The 23,205-nt window shown below is 65.0% G+C and carries 21 protein-coding genes and 1 tRNA gene; 8 read left to right on the top strand and 14 right to left on the bottom strand.

The features are described from left to right. Positions 1 to 3: 3 nt before the first annotated feature. From ACOCMH_RS22320 to ACOCMH_RS22300, 5 genes are all read right to left on the bottom strand, one after another. Positions 4 to 2,370: a hypothetical protein gene (locus tag ACOCMH_RS22320; protein ID WP_427313046.1), complete on the bottom strand. Its 2,367-nt coding sequence runs from the start codon at positions 2,368 to 2,370 to the stop codon at positions 4 to 6. 351 nt (positions 2,371 to 2,721) lie between these two features. After that, on the bottom strand, positions 2,722 to 2,913 hold the full coding sequence (locus ACOCMH_RS22315) for a hypothetical protein (RefSeq protein WP_427313045.1): 192 nt from the start codon (positions 2,911 to 2,913) through the stop codon (positions 2,722 to 2,724). Between the two features lie 594 nt (positions 2,914 to 3,507). Then, positions 3,508 to 4,083 carry a hypothetical protein gene (locus ACOCMH_RS22310; RefSeq protein ID WP_427313044.1) on the bottom strand — a complete coding sequence of 192 codons (576 nt, stop codon included), beginning with the start codon at positions 4,081 to 4,083 and terminating at the stop codon, positions 3,508 to 3,510. Between the two features lie 348 nt (positions 4,084 to 4,431). Then, a complete protein-coding gene (locus ACOCMH_RS22305; protein WP_427313043.1) occupies positions 4,432 to 4,932 on the bottom strand; it encodes a hypothetical protein in 501 nt (166 codons plus the stop codon). A 592-nt stretch (positions 4,933 to 5,524) separates the two neighbouring features. Then, positions 5,525 to 6,136, bottom strand: coding sequence for a recombinase family protein (locus tag ACOCMH_RS22300; protein ID WP_427313042.1), 612 nt, complete (start codon positions 6,134 to 6,136; stop codon positions 5,525 to 5,527). Between the two features lie 332 nt (positions 6,137 to 6,468). Between ACOCMH_RS22300 and ACOCMH_RS22295 the strand changes: the two genes are divergently transcribed. Together ACOCMH_RS22295 and ACOCMH_RS22290 are read left to right on the top strand one after the other, a co-directional pair. Next, complete coding sequence (locus ACOCMH_RS22295) at positions 6,469 to 7,185, top strand: hypothetical protein (protein ID WP_427313041.1); 717 nt, start codon at positions 6,469 to 6,471, stop codon at positions 7,183 to 7,185. A gap of 49 nt (positions 7,186 to 7,234) precedes the next feature. Further along, entirely contained in the window at positions 7,235 to 7,936 is a 702-nt protein-coding gene (locus ACOCMH_RS22290; RefSeq protein ID WP_427313040.1) for a hypothetical protein, read from the top strand. A gap of 1,165 nt (positions 7,937 to 9,101) precedes the next feature. On the opposite strand, the gene ACOCMH_RS22285 is transcribed toward ACOCMH_RS22290, so the two are convergent. From ACOCMH_RS22285 to cysS, 7 genes are all read right to left on the bottom strand, one after another. Then, on the bottom strand, positions 9,102 to 10,316 hold the full coding sequence (locus ACOCMH_RS22285) for a DUF6538 domain-containing protein (protein WP_427313039.1): 1,215 nt from the start codon (positions 10,314 to 10,316) through the stop codon (positions 9,102 to 9,104). A 110-nt stretch (positions 10,317 to 10,426) separates the two neighbouring features. Then, positions 10,427 to 10,520 (bottom strand) — tRNA-Ser (locus ACOCMH_RS22280). 126 nt (positions 10,521 to 10,646) lie between these two features. Further along, positions 10,647 to 11,900: an aspartate kinase gene (locus ACOCMH_RS22275; RefSeq protein ID WP_427313038.1), complete on the bottom strand. Its 1,254-nt coding sequence runs from the start codon at positions 11,898 to 11,900 to the stop codon at positions 10,647 to 10,649. A gap of 154 nt (positions 11,901 to 12,054) precedes the next feature. Then, entirely contained in the window at positions 12,055 to 13,509 is a 1,455-nt protein-coding gene (gene tilS, locus ACOCMH_RS22270; RefSeq protein ID WP_427313037.1) for a tRNA lysidine(34) synthetase TilS, read from the bottom strand. After that, a complete protein-coding gene (locus tag ACOCMH_RS22265) occupies positions 13,475 to 14,446 on the bottom strand; it encodes an acetyl-CoA carboxylase carboxyltransferase subunit alpha (RefSeq protein WP_171517295.1) in 972 nt (323 codons plus the stop codon). Before ACOCMH_RS22265 ends, tilS begins: the two co-directional genes overlap by 35 nt. 114 nt (positions 14,447 to 14,560) lie before the next feature. Beyond that, positions 14,561 to 15,412 (bottom strand): DNA-3-methyladenine glycosylase family protein, encoded by an 852-nt coding sequence (locus ACOCMH_RS22260; protein ID WP_427313036.1) that lies wholly within the window; start codon positions 15,410 to 15,412, stop codon positions 14,561 to 14,563. Then, complete coding sequence (cysS, locus tag ACOCMH_RS22255; protein ID WP_427313035.1) at positions 15,409 to 16,797, bottom strand: cysteine--tRNA ligase; 1,389 nt, start codon at positions 16,795 to 16,797, stop codon at positions 15,409 to 15,411. Before cysS ends, ACOCMH_RS22260 begins: the two co-directional genes overlap by 4 nt. A gap of 270 nt (positions 16,798 to 17,067) precedes the next feature. Here cysS and ACOCMH_RS22250 point away from each other — a divergent pair, with 270 nt between their 5' ends. The 4 genes from ACOCMH_RS22250 (at position 17,068) to ACOCMH_RS22235 (ending at position 19,820) form a co-directional block, all read left to right on the top strand. Continuing rightward, positions 17,068 to 17,778 carry a tetratricopeptide repeat protein gene (locus ACOCMH_RS22250; protein WP_427313034.1) on the top strand — a complete coding sequence of 237 codons (711 nt, stop codon included), beginning with the start codon at positions 17,068 to 17,070 and terminating at the stop codon, positions 17,776 to 17,778. Between the two features lie 70 nt (positions 17,779 to 17,848). After that, on the top strand, positions 17,849 to 18,433 hold the full coding sequence (locus tag ACOCMH_RS22245) for a peptidylprolyl isomerase (RefSeq protein ID WP_171517299.1): 585 nt from the start codon (positions 17,849 to 17,851) through the stop codon (positions 18,431 to 18,433). 22 nt (positions 18,434 to 18,455) lie between these two features. Beyond that, complete coding sequence (locus tag ACOCMH_RS22240) at positions 18,456 to 18,956, top strand: peptidylprolyl isomerase (RefSeq protein ID WP_427313033.1); 501 nt, start codon at positions 18,456 to 18,458, stop codon at positions 18,954 to 18,956. Positions 18,957 to 19,022: 66 nt separating this feature from the next. Further along, on the top strand, positions 19,023 to 19,820 hold the full coding sequence (locus ACOCMH_RS22235) for a UDP-2,3-diacylglucosamine diphosphatase (protein WP_427313032.1): 798 nt from the start codon (positions 19,023 to 19,025) through the stop codon (positions 19,818 to 19,820). Between the two features lie 49 nt (positions 19,821 to 19,869). On the opposite strand, the gene cysE is transcribed toward ACOCMH_RS22235, so the two are convergent. Next, positions 19,870 to 20,613 carry a serine O-acetyltransferase gene (gene cysE / locus ACOCMH_RS22230; protein WP_427313031.1) on the bottom strand — a complete coding sequence of 248 codons (744 nt, stop codon included), beginning with the start codon at positions 20,611 to 20,613 and terminating at the stop codon, positions 19,870 to 19,872. A 305-nt stretch (positions 20,614 to 20,918) separates the two neighbouring features. Continuing rightward, positions 20,919 to 21,737 (bottom strand): RNA methyltransferase, encoded by an 819-nt coding sequence (locus tag ACOCMH_RS22225; RefSeq protein ID WP_427313342.1) that lies wholly within the window; start codon positions 21,735 to 21,737, stop codon positions 20,919 to 20,921. Positions 21,738 to 21,950: 213 nt separating this feature from the next. Here ACOCMH_RS22225 and ACOCMH_RS22220 point away from each other — a divergent pair, with 213 nt between their 5' ends. Beyond that, positions 21,951 to 22,772, top strand: coding sequence for an inositol monophosphatase family protein (locus tag ACOCMH_RS22220; protein WP_427313030.1), 822 nt, complete (start codon positions 21,951 to 21,953; stop codon positions 22,770 to 22,772). A 215-nt stretch (positions 22,773 to 22,987) separates the two neighbouring features. Next, positions 22,988 to 23,203, top strand: coding sequence for a YdcH family protein (locus ACOCMH_RS22215; protein WP_171517305.1), 216 nt, complete (start codon positions 22,988 to 22,990; stop codon positions 23,201 to 23,203). The last annotated feature ends 2 nt before the right edge of the window (positions 23,204 to 23,205 follow it).

The raw sequence follows: 23,205 nt of genomic DNA, 5'->3' as shown, positions 1-23,205 counted from the left end.
GCATTAGTCGGTCAAGATGCCCGCCTTACGCATGGCCTCACGTCGCTTGCTCTCGAATCCTTCGGGATCGAGTGCCGGTGACTGCTGTGGCCCATCACTAGGCTTGCGGGTGCCGCGTTCCTTGTCGAGGCGGTTGATTTCGTCCACCACCGCATTCGGGTGCAGCGTGATGATCTTCATACCAAGCATGGCGGCCTTCGTCTGGTCCTTATGCATCAGGAATAGCATGACCATCCCGTTCCCTACTTGCTGCCCACTGCGCACGCGCCAGTCGCCCGCGCTGAAGTTCCGCATGTCGCCGCCGGCTGCCGCTACGTTGGCGGTAAGCTGGTTGGCGACGACGTTCTTCACCGCGTCCTGGTACACGACGGAGCTCTGCGGCACCTTGGCAAGTCGGTTCACTGCGGCGGCGAGCGAGCGGTCTCCGTCCACGTTGGCCTGTGCCGGCACGATGGCCCCGCCGATGAGGTCGGCGTTCTTGAGGGCCTCGCCCAGCTTGATCTTCGTGGCCTCCTCCACAGAAATGTGGAAGGCGCGGGAGTATCGGATCGCGTCCCGCTCTACGCTGCGGGCCAGCGCCTCCACAGTCTCGGCGTCCGGCTTGTATGGGGTGAGGGCGCCAGGACCGGCGAACGGGTTCAACTGTTTCAGCCAGCCAGGATTCTCGGCGGCCACAACGCTATGTACGCGCTTTCGTTCATCGGCGCTCGCACTCATGTCCGGCACTGCGCCGGCCTGCATCGCCTTACGCCACTCCACGATGGCCTTGGGGTCATCGAGGTTGACACCTGCGTTCAGGAACCCGGCCACCTTGGCGGCACGGTCAGCGCCCAGGTACGCGGACAGCGCCTCGGGGCCGTTGTCTCCGGCCTTGTACATGGCCCCGGCCCAGCGGATCGCCTGAATCTGCTCCTTCGTCGGTTCGGCACTGCCGCCTGACAGGAAGCCGTTCACTCCCGTGTGCAGCATCATCTCGAACTTCGGACTGCGTAGCTTCTCCTCGGACGACGACTGAGCAGCGCGGCGGAAGTAGTTGTTGACCCTCTGCGGATCGTTGCTGCCCACCTCGGCATTGAACAACTCGTCCATTGTTGCCGCAACGGCGCTACGATCCAGCTCAATCCCCTTCAGAGAAGCGTAGTTCCCCGTGGTGAATGCTTGTGCAACCCAATACGCCGAATCCAGCGCCTTCGCGTCCCCTGCCTGTGACCGGGCAATGGCCTGCTGTAGGTGAGCCTTCCCCGCCATCCACTGCTTGTGCAACTCTGCCCGGCGAGCGTTGTTGATTAGCTGCCCCTCTGCGCCAGTGCGTTCCTTGTACTGATCGTTGTACTGGTCGATGGCCTTGTCCAACTCCCCGACGGTCGAGATGCCGCTGCCGCCGTGGGCGAGGTTGAACTCGAAGCCGGCGAGGTTGTTGGTAATCTGCGTGGTGGCCGGGTTGCTCTGCGCGTCCTTCATGACGTACATGGGCAGGTGCTCCTCCAGCGCCTCGCGGCCCCGCGTGTCGAGTTGCTTCCACAGCGGGCTTGCCTTGATGGCGTTGAAGTAGTCGAAGTGGCCGCCCTGGAGGGATGCCGTTAGCGACTGCAGCATGCCCCGGTTCCATGAATCGCGGGACTGCCCCGGTGCGGGCGCAGCCGACTGCCATGCGTTCTCGTAGGCCGCTGCCTGCTCCGCTGGGTCCCACCCGGTAGATGCGGCCCGGCGCTGCGCAGTCAGGCCCTGTGCGATGCTGACGTTGTTGTTCGTCTGCTTCTGCATCATGTCCTGCTGCTGCCATGCGAGGTGCTCGCGCATGTGGGTCTTCAGCATGGGTCCCCACGACTCGGCCATCTTGGCTTGAATCGTGGCGTCCACAAGCGGGTCGCCTGTGTTTCCCAGGCTCGACGCCTGCTGCACGAGGAAGCCGCGCACCTGATCCGGCGACTGCTGGCGCAGCGTGTCCATGTTGGACAGGAACTCCGTCTCGGCCTGCTGGAGCGCGGTGGTCGCGGTCATTGCCTGCGCACCGCGTACCGTGGCAGACGGGCCGAAGATGTTCATGTACCACGGGTCGTCCTTCGCAATCTGCTGGAGCGTCTGCCCCTGCACGACCTTGGACATCCCTTCGTAGAACTGCTGCTTCTCCATCCGTTCGACGTAGGGCTTCAGCGCGCCGTCGGCGAGGCGGTTCACCGCATCGAGGGTCTTGTAACCCGTCTCCGCGATGCCCTGCCAGTTCGTCGCAACTTGGTGCGCGCCCACGGCCTGCGGCGCAGACCCTGCCCCGCCCCCGTCGATTTGGGTGGCTGGACCACCCGTCTGGACCGCGTCCTGTAGAACTACCTCTCCGCTAGGATTGAGAGCGAAGGAATCGGGAAGTGCCATTGTGAATCTCCTTGTATCAGGCGTGCCGCGTAAGCGGCGGCCAAGAAATAAGAACCCCGGCGCCGGGCCGGAGCTTGAACGTGTTTTGCGGTGGGTGCGTCAGCTACGCACAAAACTCCTCGCAGGTAGCGGTAATGAGCGACACGAGGCTGGCGGGCACGTTGTACTTCCCCGCGATCTCTTGAGTGCTCATTCCCGCGATCCTATCGGCGGTCATGGAGGCGTTACGCGTGTCTGCTTGACTATGCGACAGGGCCAGTTCAGCTTGCCGTTGTGCCCTGTAACTGCGCGCTCGCCGTTCACGCGTCGAGCGTGCATCGGCTTTGGCTGCCCTGCGTAGAACGGCGTCGATCATTGCTGCCCCTTCGTGCCTGCCTTGGGCTTCCGTCCGGCGCGCTTGCGCTCGGCCCAGCTAGGCAGCCAGCCAGTAGTGCGCAGGACTGCGCGGCGATATGCCGCCTTGGCGTTGCTGCTGGCGGTGCTCTCAAAGAAGGCGCGCTCTTGAGTGTCCGCTTCGAGCGGGTGTGTGGTGGTAGTGCTCATGTTTGCTCTCAGTCGATAGACCACCCAGCGCAGCGCAGCACCTCCACAAGAGCGGGGTGCTGATGCATTAGCTGAAATAGTCGGGATGGATGAATCGCCCGCATGTCGGGGCATTGAAGCGGCTGGGGCTGGACAATCTCTAGCCTGCCATCCGGGTGCTCGCGGGCGGCGATCTCGCCCTCGGTGATGCTGTGGTACTCGCCGGCTCGGATGCGCCGTCGCACGTCCTGGTGATCAAGCCATCCTGCCCTACTGCGTTTGGCCCCGAAGTAGCCACGGCCATCCCGGATGGCGTCCCATACTTCCGGCTTGCGGTGGCGGGTGCTCCAGCACGTCCAGCAGGACCGGTCATAGACACGCCGATGCGGGCTGCCACAGCGCGGGCACGGTGTCTCACTCCAGAAGGTGCCCCGACCCTCCACAAGGGCATCAATCCGGGCGGGTTCCGTGCGCTTGCGCAGTTCATCGGCAAAGGCGCGATCCTGGCGGGCAATGTCCCGGATACGGCGGGATAGGACTCTCGCCCTTGGCTGGGTTCCGTACAGCGTCCACCGGGGGTCGTGCTTACGTGTGCCTTGTCCCTTGGGCATAACGTCAATGCAGGATGGCGGGGATAGCGTAAGCGGGATCGTTGGCGGCGTCCCTGTCGCATCCCGAGGCTTTGCGGCCCTGTCCCAGCTTCCACTTGATCTGCTGGTATCGGCAAGCCGCAATGGCCTCCTCGCCCATGCACTCTGATGGCTTGCCGGCGGTACGCTGCCACAGCTTGCCTAGCAGGTTCTCCCCGGCAAGGATTCCTGCCTGTTCCAACTTCGGGACATAGCGGCGTACATTGTCGGCACGCTTTCCGGTAATGTCGGCGTACCAATGACACAGTGTGTAAATGCCAGGGGTGATACCGCGACGCTTATTTGCGAAGCACAGCACGAAGTACGCAAAGGCCCGGACTTCAGGGCGTAGGCTATTCAGGGCTGCCTCCTTTTCTGCCAGCTTCGTGCGCAAGTCCAACAAAGGGATGGATGCTTCAGCGGCGGGGATGACCTCGCCTGTAGCCATGTCCACGTAATCAGCTAGTCGCTTGATCCTGCCCGCACGGGTTCGCCTAACAGTCCATGCCGCGAGGGATTCACGGTCGAGGGCTCGAGATACGGTTTCGCTCATGGTGCTCATGTGATGATTCCTTATGGGCATAGACGAGCGGCGTCCTCCCTGTAAGTATTCAGGGAAAATGACGGAAATGGCTCTACTATGCGGGTTAGTGGGGAGGCGAAGTGAGGGGGAATCTCAGCTTTGCCGGGAGGGATGGACTACTGCTGCCCTGCTCCCAGAAGGGGAAGGGCGGTTCTCTGTCTCGGTCAGAGGACGAAAACAAATTGCCTATTCCCCGGTCGTCCGATCAGGCCGGGCGGTCCTTATCTGCGTCAGGGAACGAAAACAAAATAGGGATCCCCCGCGCCCAATGAAAAAGGGCCAGCCCGAAGGCCCAGCCCCCAACACCGTCCCGTCGTGCGGGTGCGGTCAGACGGTCACGAAGTGCGATGCGTGGTGCCGCCCTGCCGTGTCGCCGCTGTCGTCGGTGATGACCAGAATCGCGCACGCCCCGCGTTCAGTGTCCAGCGCGCCACCCTCGACGGCATGCACCCGGTACGCCTTGCCAAGGGTCAACCACTCCTCAGCGTCCTCCGCGTCAATGCACAGCACAGTGTCGCCGGTAGCGATAGCACGGCGCGATTCTGAGGTCAACTCCCCAAGGCCATAGCGTTCATCCGCCTCGTCATAGAACCCGGCCAGCATTGACGGCAGCAACCCATGCCCCTCCGCGCTCATGTTAGCGATGAAGTCTCGTGCGCATTGGTCACGCCAGTCCTGCAGCGTGCTGCCCTCGGGCATGGCCTTGCGTGCGGCGGGCCAATACTTGGCCCCGAACTGTCCGAGGCTGTAGGCGGCTTCGTGTTCGTCCTGGCTGTAGGCTTTGGCGTGGAGTTGTTGCTGAGCGGTATGGGGAACTGCGTGGCGCATGGTGCGGCCTCCTTTGGGATCGTTGGAGGTCCGCCGCGCATCGGCCAAGATACGGGAGGCGGACCGAAGGCGGGGTTGGCCGACCGGCCCCAAAGGATGCCGGCACACCCGAAGGTGTCCCCGCCCCCGGCCCGCCATTGAACGGGGCGTGCGGAGGCAGCGCACAGATGATAGCTCCGCGCTTGGCGGCTGTGCGTCTTTGGGTTCCAGGCGGCCAAGCCCAGTCGCGTTTGTCTACGCGAGGACCGCATCCTAGGCGTCCTCCAGCACCCCATCAAGAACAATCGATGTACCCACGGCGGGCACACTACAAGGCAGGTGACGCAGGGACTCCCGTTGCTTCTGACGTTGTATGTATTCAGGGAAAACGGAGAAAACGGCTCTACTACGCGGGTTTCCGGGTAGCGGAAGTGAGGGAAAATCTCAGGCATGCCACCCGCCCGCGTCCGCCACAGTGTCCCCTGCCGGACATTTTTGTAACAGCGCTGGGCTTTAGTGGGTGCTTGCAACAGTCTGTACGGGTGGGGCGCGGCCGGCCGTCCTACCGCTCGCCCCAGCATGCGCTGCCAGCCTCAAGGCGAGCTATCCACGCTCAGTCGGCGGGCTGAATCTCGCGCAGGATCGTCTGCCCGCTCACGCCGTACACCTTGCCTAGCTCGCGCAAGGATTCGCCTGCCGCCTTGCGGGCCAGCACCTCGGCCACCACGTCCCCCAACTCGCGCCCGTGCTCCTCGGCGTACTTGGCAAGGCCGCGCTTCCGACCCAGCACCTTCCCCTCTGCCTTAGCCCGTGCCAGCCCAGCGTGGGTGCGCTCCACAAGCTGGTCCCGCTCGAACTGTGCAAAGGCTGCGAACATGCGGCGCACCAAGTCCCCCGCCGCGCTGGTCACTTCCATCACGGGCAAGTCCAGCACCACTACCCGCACACCCATGCCGCGCAGCATCTCTACCGTGCGGTCGATGTCGGCGGCATTCCGGCCCAGCCGGTCCAGCTTGGCAACTACCAGTGTGTCCCCCTCCTCCAACTTGTCCACCAGCTTGGCGAACACGGGCCGCTCCATCGCCGGCACCGTGCCGCTGATTACCTCGGCATGCATGCGGCGAGCCTCGACCTTGTACCCGGCCTGCTCGGCTAGTAGGCGTTGGTTCTCCGTGGTCTGCTCCTCGGTTGAGACTCGGGTGTACAGGTACGTGCGTGCAGTCATGGTCAGTTGCTCCGTAATGGGTGCTCCGAATTGTATGCGCTCCGAATCCCGTGTCAAGGATTTTCGTGACAGTCTACGGAGCGGTTCCGCGCTGCTCCGTAATCGGACGTATTCGGAGTGGGGCTATCCGGCCATGTGTAGCCTATCCATGTGTCGCGTTTCATGCGGGCACGGGCGCTAGGCGTTTCATGCGCGATTTGCGGGCGCGTTCGGGTGGGTGCCTACGGGGGGAAGTTGGCCTCGCGTGCGCGGTGTGTGGTACCGCAGAAATGCCAATCAAAATTCAGTCCATTACACTTACATCACCAAACTCACGCGCATGCCGCTAAACAATGAGCCGCTACGACGACATCACCGCCCTACTAAATGAGACAGCGGATTGCCGACAAAGACTGGAAAGGGTTTACGAGGAAGCGAAGTCGGCGCCCGACATCAAGGAGGCATTGAAGCCAACCGTGAAATCGGCACTTGAACACCTCCGCAGCGCGCTTGAATACTGCGGCCAAGACGTCCGGGAGAGGTATTGCCCGCCTCCCGGCGAGCGTGAGAAGGTATATTTTCCGTTTGGCGAAAAGGAAAAAACATTCCACAGGTCCATTGAAAAGAACCTACCGAAGCTGGAAACCGGTGCACCCGCCGTGTTCAGTCTGATGAAATCTATTCAGCCGTTCGCCTGTGGCGATAGGTGGCTGGTCACGCTATGCGAACAGACGAACTTCAACAAACATAACAGACTATCCCCGCAGGAGCGGGTGAATTCGCCTGGCAATAGCCTGCGTATCGGCGGGAATGCAGTTCTGATGCGCAATTCGAGCATCACGTTCATGGGCGGCAGCATCAACGGTGTAGCTCTGCCTCAATACCCCGTGACAGTATCAAACTTAGATCACGCCGACGAAGTGGCAGCAAAGCTAGGTGTGCCAGTACAGCAGGAGTTCGACTGGGTTGAGTTTCGCTTTGAGCGGAGTGCCCAAGACACACTTGCGCTGATCGCAGTCTCGCACGAACGCATCCTGGCGTTTGCTCAACAGCTACAACCACTCCTATAGAGCCACCCCGCCAGGACTGAAATCCACGACGGCGATCACCGCAGTCGCAATGAAACATGCCTCTCACTCTGGGGCAATGGTAACAATGGATGGCACAACGCCACCTAACAGCATGGCGCACGATCATTTCAAACAAGTAATGGTGAATGGCGAGGATCGCACTCGGGAGCTTGCCTTTTTTGCAGAGCAATTAGGGCTTCCGGCCCTCGCCCCTGGCCGATACAGCGTTGTCTTCGTGATCGACCTTCTCGTCCTTTCAACCACATCGCGTGGACTGGGGCAACCATACCGGGTTATGGACGAACTTCGCCACCTCGAAGGCCACGGACCAAACAGCTTAACAAAGGCGCCCACCCCGTTCACGCGTAAGCCATTGGCCGGGCTTTGGCACAAGCACTACAGGCAGGAGGGACTTCGATCTTTTGCTATCAACATGCAAAAGGCTCTGCACAAATACGGGATGCCAGCACTTGAATCAAGAGTCAGGCCAGCAGATCAGGAATCCGAGATAATGACTGAGGAAATACTACGCGAAGTTATCGACGATGCGGTACTAGGAAACTATCGACGCCGGGCAGCAGACCAACAGATGACTGGAGAATGGATTGTCTACGCAAAGAAGAACGGTCAGAACTACTATTTAGCCCTCGGGACACATGGAAACGATGTTGGCATTTTTCAGCGGATTCAACGACTATGCGTGCACGAGTTTCCATTCTTGCGTTTGCAACTCGGCCTTTCGGAGGCCTAGTCGGGCGCAATGCCCCCTCTATCCACTTGCTACCCTCCCGCGAATCGCAGCGATAGCGGCCTACGGCCTATCCCCGAACTTCCGCACACCAGTCCCGAGGCCGGCTTTCTTATAACTCTCCTTCGCCCACCGAGAAAACCCCCAACCAGATACCGCAGCGCCAACAAGGCCGCAAAAGATACCTAGCGCCAAATGGAATCGCCACAACTTGTCGGCTACCGCCGCCTTCTGGAGTAGTGGGTCGCTGTGTACGTTCACGGAGTCCATAAAAGATTTGTGCGACTCAATCCGTCGTTCAATCCGGAAGAATTCAGCGCGGAGGGCTTTCTCAATGTTCTTGTCAGATGTGCGCTCCATGTCCCGCTTCAAGTCGGACATGGCATTAACGCCCTCTGCGAACTCGCGATAATGTTCGCGAATCTCATTAACTCGACCAAGAAGCTGGACGTTCACAGTCTCGTACTTCTCGAACTCCTGCAAAGTATCCCAGACACCTGTAGATGCGAGGACAATTCCGCCAACTGCGCAAAATTTGTGCAGTGAATCTGTCGGGGGTTGTAGCATTCGACTTACCATGTGACTTGTTCGCTGAATTCTACTCCGCCAGCGCGAAATTTTTCCGAACGCCTAGGTCGGATTAGTTAAACATACATCCGCTTCGATCAGCCGATTGATGGGTATCCCATCACCGCCCCCTACGCCCCGGCGTGCCCCATGTGGGCCATGCGCACGCCCGATGCAATTCGCATCGAGGCAAGGTGAGGCAGGCAACCGGGTTGCTTCTGGTATGCTCCACATGCTGGGAATGCGAAGCCCGGTTGCAGCCTCGCAAGCTGCTCAAGGTGACGCGCCTGTATGGAGTGACCGGGCGGATGCCCGCCACCAGCCTTAAGGGCGCCAGCTGCCTGTGAAAGTGCCCGTCGGCGGTGCCGGCGGAAAACGCGGACGCAGCGCGGGACGCGATTCTAGACAGCCGACCGCAGCCGCCAGCTAGGGCGGGGTACAAGTTCAACCAGGCTAACTGCCTGTGGCCACAGGCTTTCCCTGAGTGTAAACAATGGCGAAAGTTACTGTGAAGGTGGATGTGAGAGTGGACGTGGCAGCCTGCCTTAGGGCTGTTGCCTTGATCCTCATGACCATCGTGACCTGATGAGGCGGGCCGGCGTTAGCCGGCCCGCACCGTCGAAGCTGCCTTCCCCGGGCCACCGCTAGACAGCCTTTTGATGGCCTCCGCCAACAATCGCGCCGGCAGTTCCCCGCTCCCGTACGCTCCAGAGGTGCCCTGCTCTGCATGCCCGAGGATGGCATGCCGCACGGCATCAGGCACGGCCGCAACACGTAGCATGTCGGCCATGCCGTGCCGCAAACTGTGAAAGGTCAGGCGGCTGTCCCCGATTTTCAGGTTCTCGCGCAGCAATTTCCCGAACCACTTGCTTACGCTATCAGACACGATACCGTACTTGTTCGGCTTCAACCCGAAGATGGGGCCGGGAGGTAGGGCCGCCGCCCATTCCGCAAACGGGAGCAGGGACGGCGCCAGGGGCACCCAGCGGCGCGAGGCTGCGTTCTTCAGCGTCATGGGGACGCCAGGCATGTAGTCGCCGCGATCAGTCAACTGGAGCCCGCAGAAGCCTTCCTTGGTCACGATGTCGCAGGTACGAAGCTGGCATAGCTCATTTAGCCGCGCCCCAGTCAGATGACCGAGCCGGGGAATCCAGAACTTCGCTGGGTCCGTGTCCCGATAGTGCGCCGTGGCCGTGAGGATCGCCTCTACCTGCTCAGTTGAGAACGGGTGCCGCAGTTCCACGGCGCGAGCATCTGCAGGCAACGCCATCCCTTCGGCGGGATTGCTCTCGATGAGGCCGCGATTGCGGGCCACCGTCAGAAGCAGACGGATGAAGCCGACCTTCTTGGTAACGGTGGCAGCGGTATTACCACGCTCCAGCCAGATGTCCCGCATGGCAGCTACGGCCACCCGCGTGATTGTTCGGATGTCAGGGTTGCCCACCTCGGTTACAGCACGGGCTACCGCGTCAGCCGTCTTGTCAGTGGGTTTGTTTTCGCGTCGCCAGATGGGGATGAGGCAGGCCAGTGTGACTTTACTCGCCTTCGGCGCAGCCCTCTCGGCCCCGCCCTGCGGGCTTACAGACGTTGCCGGGTCCGGTGTTACAGCACTCTGCTTGGGAGCGACTGGTTCGCCTCGCTTTAGGCCGAACTCGTCATCGAGCTGGACAGCAGCGCGAAGCGCGAGGCGGGCTGCTACGGGGCGTTCTTTGGTGCGGAGGCTATAGATGATCTCCCGCTTGCCATAGACGGCAACGAGATCAACGGGGACTTTCTTGCGGAAGTAATAGACGCCTTGGCGGCGGGTGATGTGCATCGCTGGCTTCCTGTCGGTGTAAGTTACACGCGGAAGGTGCAGCGGTGTAGCAGTGTCTCTTAGCGGATTCCCCAGCCCCCTCAAGGGCTGGGGTCCACATTCGCCATTGCTGGCGGAGACGGAGGGATTCGAACCCTCGATCCAGGTTTTGGCCCGGATGCTCCCTTAGCAGGGGAGTGCCTTCGACCTCTCGGCCACGTCTCCCAAACTTGCGTTGTGCGAGGGAGCCACACAACGAAGCGCGTATTCTAGCGGCGCCGTGCGTGGTGGTCAACAAAAAATCGATGACACAACACAAAAACCGCGCCGCCAGAAGTGTTCACGAACGGATCACGCCTGTTCCAGTTCGAAGGCCTTGTGCAGCGCGCGCACGGCCAGTTCCATGTACTTCTCGTCGATCAGCACCGAGATCTTGATTTCCGAGGTGGAGATCATCTGGATGTTGATGCCCTCTTCCGACAGCGTGCGGAACATCTTGCTGGCGATGCCCACGTGCGAACGCATGCCCACGCCGACCACCGACACCTTCGACACCTTCGGGTCGCCCGACACGCTGCCGGCGCCGATGTGCGACTTCACGCCATCGTTCAGGATGGCCAGCGCGCGCTGGTACTCGCCGCGCGGCACGGTGAAGGTGAAGTCGGTCTTGCCGTCGACGGACTGGTTCTGGATGATCATGTCGACGTCGATGTTGGCGTCGGCGACCGGGCCCAGGATCTGGTAGGCGATGCCGGGCTTGTCGGGCACGCCCAGGACGGTGATCTTGGCTTCGTCGCGGGCAAAGGCGATGCCGGAGATGACAGCGGCTTCCATGGTGGAGTCTTCTTCCTCAAAAGTGATCAGCGTGCCCGAGTGCATTTCCTGCTCGAGCGGCATAAGCGGGTCGGTCAGCGACGACAGCACGCGGGTCTTCACGCGGTACTTGCCGGCGAATTCCACCGAGCGGATCTGCAGCACCTTGGAGCCCAGGCTGGCCATTTCCAGCATTTCCTCGAAGGTGATCTGGTCCAGGCGGCGGGCGTCCTCGACCACGCGCGGGTCGGTAGTGTAGACGCCGTCGACGTCGGTGTAGATCAGGCACTCGTCGGCCTCGATCGCGGCGGCGATGGCCACGGCCGAGGTGTCGGAGCCGCCGCGGCCCAGCGTGGTGATGTTGCCGTCGTCGTCGATACCCTGGAAGCCGGTGATCACGACCACGCGGCCGGCGTCGAGGTCACCCAGGATGCGCTCGTCATCGATGGATTCGATGCGGGCCTTGGTGTACGACGAGTCGGTCTTCACCGGAACCTGCCAGCCGGTGTAGCTGACGGCGTCGATGTCCTCGCCGTGCAGGGCGATCGCCAGCAGTGCCACGCTGGCCTGTTCGCCGGTGGAGGCGAGCATGTCCAGTTCACGCGGATTGGGCAGCGGCGAAATTTCCTTGGCAAGTCCGAGCAGGCGATTGGTCTCGCCCGACATGGCCGAAGGCACCACGACTACGCGGTGACCGGCGCGGTGCCACTTGGCCACGCGCTTGGCGACATTCTTGATGCGTTCCGTGGAACCCATCGAAGTGCCGCCGTATTTGTGAACGATGAGAGCCATCTTGTTGTCGACGCCAGCGATTATGCAAAGCCCTTGAAAATACACGAACCAGCCCGGTCAGGCAAGGCGCACGGAAGCTGCCGGCGGCACATCGATGTGATGCCGGCGGCTGGCGGCAGTCAGCGGCGGCGAAGGGATCGGCCGCGGACGCGTATCAACTCGCCGGCGGCGCCGCGGCCGGCGCCTGCGCGGCCCATGCCACGCGCCACCGCGGCGCCGGTGCGGCGTCCGGCCAGCGGCGATGCATGCCCAGGCCGGCGGCCAGTACCAGCGTATCGCCGGCCCATAGCAGCGGCAGCCAGGCCCGGCGCCAGGCCGGGATGCCGGCCTCCTGGCAGGCTTGCTTGAGCGCCCGGGCGGGTCCGCCGGGGCGCAGCACGATGCGCTCGCCGCCGCTGCGCGCGGCCAGGCGCAGCGGCTGCCGCAGCACGGCTTCGGGCACGCCGAAGGTGTCATCGCGGAAGAAATGCAGTTCGCCGCGCCAGGCGGGCACGACGATGCGGGCTTCGCCGCGCCAGTCCAGCATCACGGGCGCCGGCGCCACCGCCGGCGGCGGCACGCAGGCCAGCACGCGCTCGCGGAAGCGGCGCAGCACCAGGCCCTCATGCGCGATGGCCGGTTCGCCGCCGGCGTGCGCGACCAGTTGCTCGCGCATCGCCGCAAGGCGCGCGGTAGAGGGCGCGCGCACGCCGAGGTCGCGCAGCCAGTAGCGCAGCACCGCATCTTCCTGCCCCGCGGGCAATGCGCGCAGGCCGGCCAGGTCAAGCTCGGACAGCGTGTCGGCGTCGCGGCCGGCACGCACCAATGTAGCCAGCGTGGTCGCGGCCAGCTGGTCGATCAGCGCGCCCGCCTGGGCAAGATGCGCGGCCGCCTGCACCACGTTGGCCGCCAGCGCCGGAAACGCCGCCTGCAGCGCCGGCAGTTGCGCGCGCAAGGCATTGCGCGCGTAGCGGTCATCGGCATTGGACGGATCGTCGACCCATTGCAGCCCGTTGGCGGCGCAGTAAGCCTCGATGCCGGCGCGGGGCACGTCAAGCCACGGCCGCAGCAGCATCACGCCGCTGTGCGCATCGAGCGGTCGCATGGCCGGCATGCCCGCCATGCCGGCCACGCCGGCGCCGCGGAACAGCCGCAGCAGCACGGTTTCGACCTGGTCGTCCTGGTGGTGCGCAAACAGCAGCAGGCGCGCGCCGCTGTCGGCGCACATCGCCGCCAGCGCGGCATAGCGCGCGCGGCGTGCGGCCGCTTCCACGCCCTCGCCCGCCGCCGGCCGCACCGACACGCGCCGCACGAAATAACCGACCTGCCACTGCGCGCACAGCGCGGCGCAGAAGCGGTCCCAGTCATCGGCCTCGGCCTGAAGGCCGTGGTGGACGTGCAGCGCCACCACGCGCGCGCCCTCGCCCACCTGGGCAGCCGCCACGCGCGCGGCATGCAGCAGCGCGACCGAGTCGCGCCCGCCCGACAGCGCTACCGCGACCGTCGCGGCACCCGCCGTGGCGCCGCCAGAAACAACAAAGGCCGCACCGGCCTGGAGGGCCTGTGCGACCTTGTCGGTCAGCGGGGCGGACGGGTCAGTCCTGAACGCCGGTTTCCTTGAACTTGCCATAGGCCAGCAGGCGCTCGTAGCGGCGCGCCTGCAGCTCTTTCACGCTCATACCCTGGAACTGGCGCAGCGACTCGGCCAGCGAGCGCTTGAGCATCGCCGCCATGCCCTTGTAGTCGCGGTGCGCGCCGCCCAGCGGTTCGCTCACGATCTTGTCGATCAGGCCCAGCGCCTTCAGTCGGTGCGCAGTCAGGCCCAGCGCCTCGGCGGCTTCGGGGGCCTTCTCGGCGGTCTTCCACAGGATCGAGGCGCAGCCTTCCGGCGAGATCACGGCGTAGGTGGCGAACTGCAGCATCTGCACCACGTCGCCCACGGCAATGGCCAGCGCACCGCCCGAACCGCCCTCGCCGATGATGGTGGCGATCAGCGGCACCTTCAGGCCGGCCATCACATACAGGTTGTGGCCGATGGCCTCGGACTGCCCGCGCTCTTCGGCGTCGATGCCGGGGAATGCGCCCGGGGTGTCAACGAAGGTGAAGATCGGCAGGCCGAATTTGTCCGCCAGTTCCATCAGGCGCTTGGCCTTGCGGTAGCCCTCGGGCTTGGGCATGCCGAAATTGCGCAGGGCGCGCTCTTTCGTGTCGCGGCCCTTCTGGTGCCCGATCACCATGCACGACTGGCCATTGAAGCGCGCCAGGCCGCCGATGATCGACAGGTCGTCGGCAAAGGTGCGGTCGCCGTGCAGTTCGTGGAAATCGGTAAAGATCTCGCGCACGTAGTCCAGCGTATAGGGGCGCTGGGGGTGGCGGGCGATTTGCGCAACCTGCCATGGGGTCAGGTTGGCGTAGATGTCTTTGGTCAGCTGCTGGCTCTTGCCGGCCAGCCGCGAAATCTCTTCGGAAATATCGACAGCCGAATCGTCCTGCACAAAGCGCAGTTCTTCGATCTTTGCCTCGAGTTCGGCAATGGGCTGCTCAAAATCCAGGAAGGTGGTTTTCATAAAATCACACGTACCTGTCTGTGAAGGGGCGCATTCTACCGGATTTGGCCGCTATCTTAGCGCCTCCCGTATAGCGCGGAATGCACCCGCGTTTAAATTCTGTGGTTGTGATGCTTAATACGTCACAGGCAACGGGTCGAGGCTGCGCCACATATACCATGTGGCCACCGTGCGCCAGGGCTCCCAGTTGGCGGCCACCTCGCGCGCCTCGCTGCGCGTGACCGGTTCGCCGCTGAAGTAATTGGCGGAGATGGCGTTGATCAGGCCGACGTCGTCGAGCGGCAGCACGTTGGGCCGCATCAGGTTGAACATCAGGAACATCTCGGCGGTCCAGCGGCCGATGCCGCGGATCTGCGTCAGCTCGGCGATGACGGCCTCATCGTCCATCTGCGCCCACTGCGCGACGTGCACGGTGCCGGCCTTGAAGTGCTCGGCCAGGTCGATCAGGTATTCCGCCTTGCGCTTGGACACGCCGCAACCGGCCAGTTTTTCCGGACCGGCGCGCAGGAACTGCGCCGGCGCCAGCCTGGGACAGACCGCGTGCAGCCGCTCCCACACCGACTGCGCCGCCTTGACCGAGATCTGCTGGCCCACCACCGCGCGCGCCAGCGTGACGAACGGGTCGCCGCGCGACACCAGGTGCGCGGGGCCGTAGGTCGGGATCATCTTGCGCAGGATGCGGTCGCGCTTCATCAGGTCGGCGCACGCCTCATCCCAGTAGGCGGGGCGCACCGCGTCGACCACGGTCTCGACCGGCACTGGCACCGCTTGCGCCTCGGGCAGCACGGCCTTGGCGTTGCGCGCGGTCTTTGCCGCAAGCCGTGTGGCGTCCCTGCTGGTGTCCTTGCCGTCCGGCAGCGGCGCTTCTTTGGCGCCGGCCTTGCCCGGGCGCGGGCCGGCCGCCTTGGCCCGGCCGGCGGTGGCGGGCGGCGTGGCGGTGGCGGGCTTGCGCGCGGCAGCGTTCAAGCACGCCTCCACTCGGTGGCACCGCCCGGCTTGTCTTCCAGCACGATGCCCGCTTCCAGCAGTTGCGCGCGGATGCGGTCTGCCTCGGCGAAATTGCGCCCGGCCTTGGCGCTCTTGCGCGCCGCGATCAGCTTCTCGATCTCATCAGGCGTCGGGCCGTGGTCGGGCGTGCCGCCCTGCAGGAAGGTATGCGGATCGCGCTCGAGCAGGCCCAGCGTGCCGGCCAGCCCTTTGAGCTGGCGCGCGGCCGCGGTCGAGCCGGTGCGGTTGATTTCGCTGGCGAGGTCGAACAGCACCGACATCGCGATCGGCGTGTTGAAGTCGTCGCCCATGGCCTCGGCAAAGCGCTTCGCGTGGGGCTCGTCCCAGTCCACCGCGCAGCCGCCCGGCTGGCTGTCCTTGAGCGCGGTGTACAGGCGCGTCAGGGCGTGGCGCGCATCGTCCAGGTGCGCGTCGCTGTAGTTCAGCGGGCTGCGGTAGTGCGCGCGCAGGATGAAGAAGCGCACAACCTCGGCGTCGTACGCCTTCAGGACTTCGCGGATGGTGAAAAAATTGCCAAGCGACTTGGACATTTTCTCGTCGTTGATGCGCACGAAGCCGTTGTGCATCCACAGGTTGACGAAGGGCTTGCCGCTGGCGCCTTCGGACTGCGCGATCTCGTTCTCGTGGTGCGGGAACTGCAGGTCCGCCCCGCCCCCATGGATGTCGAAATGCTCGCCCAGCAGCGCGCAGCTCATCGCGGAGCATTCAATGTGCCAGCCGGGGCGGCCGGCGCCCCATTTGGAGTCCCACTTGCTCTCGGGCGGTTCGCTGGCCTTGGCGGATTTCCACAGCACGAAGTCGAGCGGGTCCTGCTTGGCGTCGTTGGCGCTGACGCGCTCGCCGGCGCGCAGGTCTTCCAGCGACTTGCCCGACAGCTTGCCGTAGCCGCCAAACTTGCGCACCGAGTAATTCACGTCGCCGTCGCTGGCCTGGTAGGCCAGGCCCTTGGCCTCGAGCTTGCCGATCATGTCGAGCATCTGCGGCACGTAGTCGGTGGCGCGCGGCTCGTGGTCGGGACGGATCACGCCCAGCGCCGCGGCATCCTCGTGCATGTACTGGATGAAGCGTGTGGTCAGCTCGCCGATGGTCTCGCCGTTCTCGACCGCGCGGCGGATGATCTTGTCGTCGATGTCGGTGATGTTCTGCACATACGTCACCTCGTAGCCGGCGGCGCGCAGCCACCGGTGCACCATGTCGAACACCACCATAACGCGCGCGTGGCCGACGTGACAGTAGTCGTACACGGTCATGCCGCACACATACATGCGGACCTTGCCGGGTTCGATTGGCACGAATGGCTGCTTCTCACGCGCGAGCGTGTTGTAGATGTTCAAAGGCTGCATGAAACGAAGTGAGTGGTGAGAGGAGTCTGCCGGTTCCACACGACAGGCAGCGCGGGCCGCGGCCGCCGGCGCGAACGCCGCCACTGGCGCAATGCCGTCGCGCCCCATATCTTACCGGAAGGCGGTGCGCGAGTCGGGCACGCGGCTCGGCCGGCTTGCGCGCGCGCAAGCCGCGCCTGCAGGCCGTTCGCCACGGCCGGTGCGGCGCCGCCTTCGTGCCGCACCGGCCGCTTTGCTAGAATGCCGCGGAGTATAACGGACCCGTCCTCAATGAGCCTGCCGCTGCCCTCCCCGTTTTTCGCCGTCTCCGCCGCGCGCGCCCGGCGCGGATCTCGCACCGTACTGCCGCTGCTGGCCCTGGCCGCGGCGCTGGCAGGCCCCGCGTCCGCGCAGAACGGCCCGCTGTCGCTGGCAGTGCCGACCTCGCCGGTGGGCGGCGTCCAGTCGACCGACCCGGGCATGGGCGAAGCCCAGCAAGCCGCCAACGCGCGCCGCTATGAGGACGCCATCAAGGGCTTTGACCGCGTGCTGGCCGCCAATCCGCGCAATGCCCAGGCCCGCTTCCAGCGCGCCTGGGCGCTGGCCCAGGCCGGCCGCGAGGACGATGCGATCCACGCCTTTGCCGAGATGGCGCAGGACTTCCCCGAACTGCCCGAGCCGCACAACAACCTGGCGCTGCTCTATGCCAAGCGCGGCGACCTGAAGCGCGCGGAGGCCGAATTGCTGCTCGCCACCGAGGTCAAGCCCGCTTTTGCCGTGGGCTACACCAATCTGGGCGACGTCTACCGCCGCCTGGCCGAGCAGGCCTACACCGAAGCGCTGCGCCGCAATCCGGGCGATGCCCGCGCCAGTGCCGGACTGCGCCAGCTGGCCCCGGCGTCCGCAGTGGCAGCGCCACCGAAGCCGGCACCGGCGGCCACGGGCCGCAAGGCGGCGCCGGCCGGGCACCAGTCTCCTGCCAGCGCCCCCGCTGCGAACTGACAACCTCCATCCGCATGGCCCGGCGCCGTACGCCGGGCCGTGTCCATCCCGACTTACCGGAGTTCCATTCATGATCCGTTCCCGTCGCATCCTCCTGGCCGGCCTGACCGCCGGCGCCCTGGCGTTGACCTCGTTCAGCGCGCTGGCCCAGCAGAAGGCCGCCGAGCGCGTCCAGTTCGTCACCAGCGCCGGCAAGTTCACGGTCGAGCTCTATCCCGACGCCGCGCCCAAGACCGTCGCGAACTTCCTGGAATATGTGAAGAGCGGCTTCTACAGTGGCACCATCTTCCACCGCGTGATCAACGGCTTCATGGTGCAGGGCGGCGGCTTTGACCGCGACATGAAGGAAAAGCCGACGCGCGCGCCGATCCCGCTGGAAGCCCGCAACGGCCTGAAGAACAAGGCCGGCACGGTCGCCATGGCGCGCACCAGCAACCCGGATTCGGCCACCGCGCAGTTCTTCGTCAATGTGGTGGATAATCCGAATCTCGACTATCCGCAGCCGGACGGCAATGGCTATGCCGTCTTCGGCAAGGTGGTGGAAGGCATGGACACGATCGACAAGATCAAGACCGTGCCGACCACCGCCTACGGGCCCATGCGCAATGTGCCGGCCGCGCCGATCGTGATCGAGTCGGCCACCGTCGTCAAATAATTACCGAACAGAGGAAACCGCCATGTCCAAGGTACAGCTCCAGACCAACAAGGGTGTGATCACCCTGGAACTCGACGCCGAAAAGGCCCCGAAATCGGTGGAGAACTTCCTGTCGTATGTCCGCAAGGGCCATTACGACAACACCATCTTCCACCGTGTGATCAAGAACTTCATGATCCAGGGCGGCGGCTTCGAGCCCGGCATGAAGCAGAAGGACACCGATGCCCCGATCGAAAACGAAGCCGGCAACGGCCTGAAGAACGACCGCTACACCGTAGCGATGGCGCGCACCAATGCGCCGCACTCGGCCACCGCGCAGTTCTTCATCAACGTGGTCGACAACGACTTCCTCAACTTCTCGTCGCCCACCCCTCAGGGCTTCGGCTATGCCGTGTTCGGCAAGGTAGTCGACGGCACCGACGTGGTCGAGCAGATCAAGGGCGTGCGCACCGGCAGCTCGGGCTTCCACCAGGACGTGCCGCTGGAAGACGTGGTGATCGAGAAGGCCGTCATCGTCGAGTAAGCCGATGCCCGCCGATTGCGGTGCCGTGCGCGCCCGCGTGCCGGCCTTTTTCTCCCGACACCACGCATGACCGCAATCTCCCACACGCCGGTGGCCGGTCCCCTCGAGGTACAGGCGCCGGCGTGGTTCATTTCAGACCTGCATCTCACGCCCGGCATGCCGCGCACGCTGGCGGCCTTCGAGCGCACCCTCGAGCGCGCCGCCGCGCACGCGCGCACGCTGTTCATCCTGGGCGACTTCTTTGAATTCTGGGTCGGCGACGAAGAAACCGATGCGCCGTTCGCGCAACGCGTGGCGCTCGCCCTGCGCGCACTGGCCGCGCGCGGCGTGGCGGTGTACCTGATGCACGGCAACCGCGACTTCCTGCTGGGCCGGCGCTTTGCCGGCGCCGCCGGCGCCACGCTGCTGCCCGACCCCACCGTCATCGATTGCGCCGGCCAGCGCGTCGTGCTGAGCCACGGCGACATGCTGTGCATCGACGACGAACGCTACAACCGGTTTCGGCGCTGGACCCGCAAGCGCTGGGTGCAGCGCGTGTTCCTGGCGCTGCCGCTGCGGGCACGCCTGGCGGTAGCCCGCAAGCTGCGCGCGGACAGCGAAGGCAACCGTGCCAGGCAACGCAGCACGGGCGCTGCAGTACCGATGGTCTATGGTGATGTGGCCCCCGCGGCCGCGGCGGAGTTGCTCGGCGCCGCTGACGCGTCGCTGCTGGTCCATGGTCATACCCATCGTCCCGCCCGCCATGAAGACGCCGCGGGGGTGCGCTGGGTGCTGACCGACTGGGACCTGGATGGCGCGCATCCGCGCGCCGCGGTGCTGCAGCTGGATGAGGACGGGTTCCGGCTGCTGCCGCAGACGGACTGATCAGCGCCAGCCCGTTCGCGCACGCCGTTACCGCCGTTACGTTGCTTCGTTACTTCATCAGCTTGCGCAGCTCGCTCGCATCGAACGGGTCGTTCGGCGTGTTCTCCAGGTGTTCGCCAAGCCGGTCGAGCGCGGCCAGCACCGCCTCGATGCGGTCATGCTGGAGCGCGGCATTGTCGATCAGGCCCTTGAGCGCCAGCGATACCGGGTCGTCCGCGTTCGGCGTAATGCCGTAGGCGGAGAACTCCTGCCTGGCGCCCTGCTGCACCGACGGCGCGTCCGGCAGGATGACGCGGGCCGGAATGCCGACGGCGGTCGCGCCCGGCGGCACCGGCTTGAGCACCACCGCGTTGGAGCCCACGCGCGCGCCGTCGCCCACCTCGAATCCGCCCAGCACCTTGGCGCCCGCGCTGACCACCACGCCGGCGCCCAGGGTCGGATGCCGCTTCTGGCCCTTGTACAGCGACGTGCCGCCCAGCGTCACGCCCTGGTAGATGGTGCAGTCGTCGCCGATCTGCGCGGTCTCGCCGATCACCACGCCCATGCCGTGGTCGATGAACACGCGCCGGCCCAGCGTTGCCGCCGGATGGATCTCGATGCCGGTGAAAAAGCGCGACCAGTGCGAAATCCAGCGGCCCAGCCAGTGCCAGCCCGCGCGCCAGCACGCGTGCGCCAGCCGGTGCAACAGCACCGCATGCAAGCCCGGATAACAGGTCAGGACTTCCAGGCGGCTGCGCGCGGCGGGATCGCGCAGCATGATCGTGTCGATATCTTCCTTCAGGCGAGAGAACATCTTGGTCGTGTCGTGGTGCCGCGCCGTGCGCCGCGCCACGCGGGCCAGGGCCCGGGGCAGGGTCGCCGGCGAGGTCGGGGGCCGGTGAAGACAGGATCAGGAGTGTAAGGGATTTACCGGCCCGCCTTGCGGCGCCGGCGTTTGGCCCCTGATCCGCCAGGGACATTGCTTCGATGCCGCGATCAACATCGACCAGGCATGCGCCAACCCGCGGCGACAGGGCCCCCGGCCGCGCCGCATCGGCATGCGCCAGCCTGGTCCCACATCGCATCAGTACGGGTTGCTGCCACAGTCCTTTGCTCCTGTCACCGGTCCGCTGGCGGACCAGGCTGGTTCCGCGCGGCAACCAGCATGTGCTTGGCGATGCCGCGCAGGATGTTCACTTCCTCGCGCTCCAGGCCGCTGCGTGCCAGCAGCCGGCGCAGCCGGGTCATCAGCTTGCGCGGATTGGACGGATCGAGAAAACCGATCGCCTCCAGCCCGCTCTGCAGGTGCCCGAACATGGCCTCGACCTGTTCGGCCGTGGCCGGCTCGCCAGCATAGCCGATATTGGCGCCCGCGTCCGGGGCCGCCTCGAGCAGCGCCAGGCGCATCTCATAGGCGATCAACTGCACGGCCTGCGCCAGATTCAGCGAGGCGTAGGCGGGATTGGCGGGGATATGGGTCACGGCGTTGCAGCGCTCGACCACCTCGTTAGGCAGGCCATAGCGCTCGTTGCCGAACACGAAGGCGACGCCGCTGCTGCCCGAGAGCGTCTGGCGCGCCCGTGCGGCAGCGGCGCGTGGCAGCAGCCGCGGCGGGCCGAACTCGCGCTGGCGCGCGGTCATGGCCACGGTCAGCGCGGCCCCTGCCAGGGCTGCGTCAACCTGGTCGACGATCACGGCCGCGGCCAGCACGTCGTCGGCGCCGCTGGCCATGGCCACGGCGTCGGGATGCCGCAGCACCTCCGGCTCGCGCGGGGACACCAGCACCAGGCTGCCGAAGCCCATGGTCTTAATGGCCCGTGCCACCGAGCCCACGTTGCCGGGATGGCTGGTTTCCACCAGCACGAAGCGCACGCGGTCGAAGACATCGCCGTTGGTGGAAGGGATGGCGGGCTGGCTCGTATCCATGGCCGGGTTCATATACAATTCGGGGTTCTTCTTTGGCGCGGCGCCAGGTTTGTTCATGGCCGCGAGACGTTCACGGCACAATTGCAGGACGTTTTGCCGCAGAACCACTCAGCCCCGGCGACGCCCCACGTTCTTCTACAATCCGTTGTGTTGTCAGCTGCCCATGAGCGGGCGTGCGGCGCTTTGGCGCCCCGCCGCGCGGTCGTGGCCGGCCTGGAGAGATTCATGCATCCGATGCTCAATATCGCCATCAAGGCGGCCCGCAAGGCGGGATCCATCATCAACCGCGCGTCGCTCGACGTCGATCTGGTGCGCGTCTCGCGCAAGCAACACAACGATTTCGTCACCGAGGTGGACCGCGCCGCCGAAGCCGCGATCATCGAGATCCTGCGCACGGCCTACCCGGAACACGGCATTCTAGCGGAAGAGTCCGGCCAGTCCTGGGCCGAGGACGAAGCCGGCCACGAATACACCTGGGTCATCGACCCGCTCGACGGTACCACCAACTTCATCCACGGCTTCCCGCAATACGCGGTCTCGATCGCCCAGCTGCACCGCGGCACGCCCGTGCAGGCGGTGGTCTACGACCCGACCCGCGACGAGCTGTTCACCGCCACCAAGGGCGCCGGCGCCTTCCTGAACAACCGGCGCATCCGCGTCACCCGCCGCGACAAGCTGGCCGACTGCCTGATCGGCACGGGCTTCCCGTTCCGCGACCTGGAGGGCGTGGAAGAGTACCTCGAGATCTTCTCGCTGATGACGCGCAGCTGCGCCGGCCTGCGCCGCCCGGGCGCCGCGGCGCTGGACCTGGCCTACGTGGCCTGCGGCCGCCTCGACGGCTTCTTCGAGCGCGGCCTGCAGCCGTGGGACATGGCCGCCGGCATGCTGCTGATCACCGAATCGGGCGGCCTGGTGGGCAACTACGCCGGCGAGCCGCGCCAGATGGAACAAGGCGAAGTGCTGGCCGGCAATCCGAAGGCGTTCGCCCAGATGGTGCGCCTGCTGTCGCCGTACTCGCTGGACAACGCCAAGCCCGGCGCCGCCTGACTCTGGCAAATGGCCTGACCGGCCACGCAAGCACGCCCGCCCCCGGCGGGCGTTTGTTTTTCTCCGGGGCCGCACGCCAGTGCGTCCCGCATTGCGGCCTCGTCTTATTCCCCGGCGAGCCATGATCCTGGTCAAGGCCGCGCCGCCCTGCGCTCACCAGAATGAATCCGTGCGCCACGCCATGTGCGCGCGGATCCAGCAACAGGAGAGCCAGCATGTTTCCCGAGTACCGCGACCAGATCACCGCCCTGAAGACGCAGGACGCCCGCTTTGCGCGGCTGTTCCACCGCCACAATTCGCTCGACCAGGAAATCCACAATATGGAAGCCGGTCTGGTGCCGGCTTCCACCTTCGAGATCGAGCGGCTGAAAAAGGAAAAGCTGCTGCTCAAGGACCAGCTCTACCAGATCCTGCGCCGCACCCCCGCCTGACG

Source organism: Cupriavidus sp. H39 (assembly GCF_050271075.1).
Taxonomy (GTDB): Bacteria; Pseudomonadota; Gammaproteobacteria; order Burkholderiales; family Burkholderiaceae; genus Cupriavidus; species Cupriavidus necator_B.
The sequence above is the reverse complement of the archived record's forward strand: the minus strand, read 5'-3'. Positions and strand labels throughout refer to the sequence as shown.

What these genes read in the sequence shown, in the direction of transcription:
- ACOCMH_RS22320 (WP_427313046.1), bottom strand. Translation starts at nt 2,370, where the DNA reads ATGGCACTTCCCGATTCCTTCGCTCTCAATCCTAGCGGAGAGGTAGTT.
- ACOCMH_RS22315 (WP_427313045.1), bottom strand. Translation starts at nt 2,913, where the DNA reads ATGAGCACTACCACCACACACCCGCTCGAAGCGGACACTCAAGAGCGC.
- ACOCMH_RS22310 (WP_427313044.1), bottom strand. Translation starts at nt 4,083, where the DNA reads ATGAGCACCATGAGCGAAACCGTATCTCGAGCCCTCGACCGTGAATCC.
- ACOCMH_RS22305 (WP_427313043.1), bottom strand. Translation starts at nt 4,932, where the DNA reads ATGCGCCACGCAGTTCCCCATACCGCTCAGCAACAACTCCACGCCAAA.
- ACOCMH_RS22300 (WP_427313042.1), bottom strand. Translation starts at nt 6,136, where the DNA reads ATGACTGCACGCACGTACCTGTACACCCGAGTCTCAACCGAGGAGCAG.
- ACOCMH_RS22295 (WP_427313041.1), top strand. Translation starts at nt 6,469, where the DNA reads ATGAGCCGCTACGACGACATCACCGCCCTACTAAATGAGACAGCGGAT.
- ACOCMH_RS22290 (WP_427313040.1), top strand. Translation starts at nt 7,235, where the DNA reads ATGAAACATGCCTCTCACTCTGGGGCAATGGTAACAATGGATGGCACA.
- ACOCMH_RS22285 (WP_427313039.1), bottom strand. Translation starts at nt 10,316, where the DNA reads ATGCACATCACCCGCCGCCAAGGCGTCTATTACTTCCGCAAGAAAGTC.
- ACOCMH_RS22275 (WP_427313038.1), bottom strand. Translation starts at nt 11,900, where the DNA reads ATGGCTCTCATCGTTCACAAATACGGCGGCACTTCGATGGGTTCCACG.
- tilS (WP_427313037.1), bottom strand. Translation starts at nt 13,509, where the DNA reads ATGGCAAGTTCAAGGAAACCGGCGTTCAGGACTGACCCGTCCGCCCCG.
- ACOCMH_RS22265 (WP_171517295.1), bottom strand. Translation starts at nt 14,446, where the DNA reads ATGAAAACCACCTTCCTGGATTTTGAGCAGCCCATTGCCGAACTCGAG.
- cysS (WP_427313035.1), bottom strand. Translation starts at nt 16,797, where the DNA reads ATGCAGCCTTTGAACATCTACAACACGCTCGCGCGTGAGAAGCAGCCA.
- ACOCMH_RS22250 (WP_427313034.1), top strand. Translation starts at nt 17,068, where the DNA reads ATGAGCCTGCCGCTGCCCTCCCCGTTTTTCGCCGTCTCCGCCGCGCGC.
- ACOCMH_RS22245 (WP_171517299.1), top strand. Translation starts at nt 17,849, where the DNA reads ATGATCCGTTCCCGTCGCATCCTCCTGGCCGGCCTGACCGCCGGCGCC.
- ACOCMH_RS22240 (WP_427313033.1), top strand. Translation starts at nt 18,456, where the DNA reads ATGTCCAAGGTACAGCTCCAGACCAACAAGGGTGTGATCACCCTGGAA.
- ACOCMH_RS22235 (WP_427313032.1), top strand. Translation starts at nt 19,023, where the DNA reads ATGACCGCAATCTCCCACACGCCGGTGGCCGGTCCCCTCGAGGTACAG.
- cysE (WP_427313031.1), bottom strand. Translation starts at nt 20,613, where the DNA reads ATGTTCTCTCGCCTGAAGGAAGATATCGACACGATCATGCTGCGCGAT.
- ACOCMH_RS22225 (WP_427313342.1), bottom strand. Translation starts at nt 21,737, where the DNA reads ATGAACCCGGCCATGGATACGAGCCAGCCCGCCATCCCTTCCACCAAC.
- ACOCMH_RS22220 (WP_427313030.1), top strand. Translation starts at nt 21,951, where the DNA reads ATGCATCCGATGCTCAATATCGCCATCAAGGCGGCCCGCAAGGCGGGA.
- ACOCMH_RS22215 (WP_171517305.1), top strand. Translation starts at nt 22,988, where the DNA reads ATGTTTCCCGAGTACCGCGACCAGATCACCGCCCTGAAGACGCAGGAC.